The sequence below is a fragment of the Pseudomonas sp. KK4 genome, assembly GCF_001984065.1.
Taxonomy (GTDB): domain Bacteria; phylum Pseudomonadota; class Gammaproteobacteria; order Pseudomonadales; family Pseudomonadaceae; genus Aquipseudomonas.
Genome location: NZ_LYVP01000224.1, coordinates 1 through 3,445, shown reverse-complemented (window position 1 = coordinate 3,445; position 3,445 = coordinate 1). Strand labels below are relative to the sequence as shown.

The window sequence follows — 3,445 nt, the reverse complement described above, 5'->3', positions numbered from 1 at the left end:
ATTCGCTGTATGACAAGAAGGAAAAGGGCAGTTTTGGGCAGAAGGAGATGCGGCGGGATGAGGTGACCAAGGTCGTCAATGTGGGGAGTGAAATCACTGCTGGCGGCGACTTGACGTTGGTGAGTGGCGGGGACCAGCGGTATCAGGGTGCCAAGCTCGACAGTGGTAAGGACATCACGCTGGACAGTGGCGGCAGCATTACTTTTGAGGCGGTGAAGGACCTGCATCAGGAGAGTCACGAGAAGAGCAGCAATAGCCTGGCCTGGACGAGCGCCAAGGGTAAGGGCAACACCGATGAGACCTTGCGGCAGACCCAGATGGTCGCCAACGGCAACATCGTGATCAAGGCTGTCGACGGCCTGAACATTGATATCAAACATATTGATCAGCAGTCGGTGCGCGAGACCATTGATGCGATGGTGCAGGCTGATCCGCAACTTGCGTGGCTTAAAGAGGCTGAGGCGCGAGGGGATGTCGATTGGCGCCGGGTGCAAGAGGTTCACGAGAGTTTCAAGTACAGCCATTCAGGGCTGGGTCAGGGGGCGGTGCTGGCCATCATGATTGTCGTTGCTGCGTTGACGGCAGGTGCGGCGAGCGCTGCGTTAGGCTCGGCGGCAGGGGCTGGTGCGGGTTCTGGCACCGCCATGGCAGCAGCGGGCACTTCCGCTGCTGGCGTTGCGACAGGCGCCGGTTGGGCAAACGTCGCATTGACCGCCGTAGCGACTTCGGCGGCCGGTTCCGCCACGGTGAGTACGATCAACAACAAAGGCAATCTCGGTGCTGTCCTCAAAGACGTCACCTCCAGTGATGCCCTCAAGGGGTATGCGATTACGGGTATCACGGCGGGCATGACCGCTGCCTACTTCAATGACTGGACCGGCACCACCACTGACCCTGTGACGGGAAAGATCACCACCAACCTCAGTACCTGGAAAGGAATTGGTCAGTTCGCTGCCAATCAAGGCTTGCAGAACGGCACCTCGGCAGCCTTGGGCAGAATTATGGGGCAGGGCGGCGACCTGGGTAATGCGCTGCAAAGCACCCTTTTTAATACGTTAGCTGCTGCCAGTTTTAATGCCGTGGGTGATTACACCAAAGGCGTTTACGCCGATGGCAGCGTCCAGAAGATCATGATTCATGCCGTGGTCGGCGGGCTGTTGACCCAACTCAGCGGTGGCGACTTCAAAACCGGGGCACTCGCGGCAGGCGCCAATGAAGCCTTAGTCCAGCAACTCGATACCTGGGTTGGCGGTGATGAAAACCTGCTGACCATGAGTTCGCAATTGGTCGGTATGCTCGCCGCGGCTACCCAGAGCGGCGCTGATGGTGAAAGCCTGCAGTTGGGCTCCTGGGTGGCGCAAAACGCTACGCAGTACAACTACCTTGAGCACAAAGACATTGACGCGTTCTCCAAGGACATGGCGGGCTGCGGCAAGGATGAGGGTTGTCAAAAGGATAAGTGGGAAAAGGAGTACAACCAGGAAAGCCTGGAGCTTACCCAGGCCGCCATGGACGTCAGTGGGGCACTTGGAGCCAAAGACAAGCTGACTCGAGTGATCGACTCGTTGGAGCCATTGCTGGCGATGGCTTGTGAAACCAACACCTGCCAAACCTACAAGACCGTTTTGATTGAGCGGACTGTTGCGGCGGCGGAACATTTGGCCGGACAAATCTCCGACTGGGGTCCTTCAATGGACCGGTTCGGGTTGTTGGGCACCGGTGCCGCAGTGGGAGAAGTCCCATTGGGCAGCAAACCCCGGCCACCAGGAGCCTCGACGCCGGGGGGATTGGCGCAGGTGGAGAAAGCTGTTGAGTATTTGCGGGGTGCAAAAGGAATAGAAATTGCGCCGGGTAAATTTGATTATCTCTTTGGCCGCGTCGCTAGTAGCTCCCACAATGCTGCTCGTTCGAATCAGCTTGCACTGGAAATGAAGAGGCTTGGTGTTCCCGACAATGCCGCTGGTCGGCAGATGCTAACGGACCACTTGGCGCTTTCGGCTAGAACTGAAGGAAATGTGATAAACACGTTCTCCAACCAGTATGGAAAATTCGAGGTTAAAGAGTCATTATTCGTGGGGCCGTCAGGCAAGGCTGCTAACTTTCAGAGCACGTTCCAGGTTCTTGATGACGGAACTCGTAAACTGAGCACAGTCATACCGCTTCACTGAGGATGCAGTAATGGAGTTTCCGAGTGAAAATGATTTTTTGGAGGAGTTTGGTATCGAGCCTACTGAGGTCGATCCAAGCTTGGCCTTATGCCGCTATACAGTTAAGTCAATAAATAGCGATCTTGAGTTGGAATTTTCTTTTAGTGCAGTTATGGAATCGTTTCAGGTTGTATTAAGACTCACCATGCAGGAGCTAGCAGTCATTTCGTCGGAAAACGTTAAATCTATCGAGATGGTGCGCGATAATTTAGAGGCGGGAGTTCGTGTTGTCTTTGAAATTTGTGGTTCAATTTCAGAGGCAAGGGTTATATTTGAACCTGATTTGAGCTGTCGATGGTGGACGTTGCGTAAAACGTAGCTGGGGCTCTTTAACTTTGCTGCTTGATTGGAGCAAAAGGTATTCAGAATGTTCCTGGTTTTGGAGAGGTGGATGACTTCTTTACTTTTCAATCGACTAACCTCAACATTCCTAACTCAGGTGCGAGCAGTGCAGCAATGCTGTTAAGCTTGAAATGCAATTGGTCGCTGAACAGGCAGCTGGAACATAGGCTCCGGCACAGATCAATGGCTATTAATCTCGTACTTTAGAGCAATTTGCGGGAAGAGATGGCGGTATTGGCGTGAGCCAGTCTGCCCTCAATAGCGCTTGGTCTGACCCTCAAAAAATTGAATATGTCCCTTCAAAGTACGGTCCAATATTTAGATATGCTGGGACGGACGCCGTCATAGTGGTCAATGCTGAAGGTAAAGTAGTCATTGGATGGGGAAAATCGTCTTCGGGGACAGGAAAAGTTAATTGTGAGTCTTAGGGCAGATTAAGACTTGCGATCTTCATGGGTTTCCGGAAAGTGTAACAACGTTCCAAGGAGCCGGACAGGTGACGAAGATTACAGGGGGGATGGTATTGCGAGGAAGAATGGCGGGGTTTTCTTTCTTTCTTTATTTGAACGTGTTCTATCTTTTTTGAATATGCGTCAACGCTAGTAGTTGCGGCAACGAGAAAGTCAGAATTGGATTTTTTCCCATTTTTGGTTTGGCTGTGGGGGGTGTGAGCAGGCAACAGGGAGTGACTCCCGAAGATTCGGGCTTGATGAACAATTGATGCTCATCAAGCCCGCTTGCTCTCAAACAAAAACCTTCAACAACACCGTCGCCAAAATCACCGTAGCCGCCCCACCAATGCGCGTCGATATCTGCGCAAACGGCATCAGCGACATCCGGTTCGAGGCCGACAGGATCGCCACGTCCCCAGTCCCGCCCAACCCGCTATGGCAGCA

At 53.2% G+C, this 3,445-nt stretch carries 3 protein-coding genes; 2 read left to right on the top strand and 1 reads right to left on the bottom strand.

Translation table 11 applies throughout. From position 1 onward, the window contains the following. Positions 1 to 2,168, top strand: a 2,168-nt coding sequence (locus tag B0W55_RS31435) for a DUF637 domain-containing protein (RefSeq protein ID WP_177345408.1), incomplete at its 5' end; no start/stop codon positions are given. A gap of 10 nt (positions 2,169 to 2,178) precedes the next feature. Beyond that, positions 2,179 to 2,526, top strand: coding sequence for a hypothetical protein (locus tag B0W55_RS29095; protein ID WP_077049346.1), 348 nt, complete (start codon positions 2,179 to 2,181; stop codon positions 2,524 to 2,526). A gap of 766 nt (positions 2,527 to 3,292) precedes the next feature. On the opposite strand, the gene B0W55_RS29090 is transcribed toward B0W55_RS29095, so the two are convergent. Further along, positions 3,293 to 3,445, bottom strand: a 153-nt coding sequence (locus B0W55_RS29090) for a 2-hydroxycarboxylate transporter family protein (RefSeq protein ID WP_175645588.1), incomplete at its 5' end; no start/stop codon positions are given.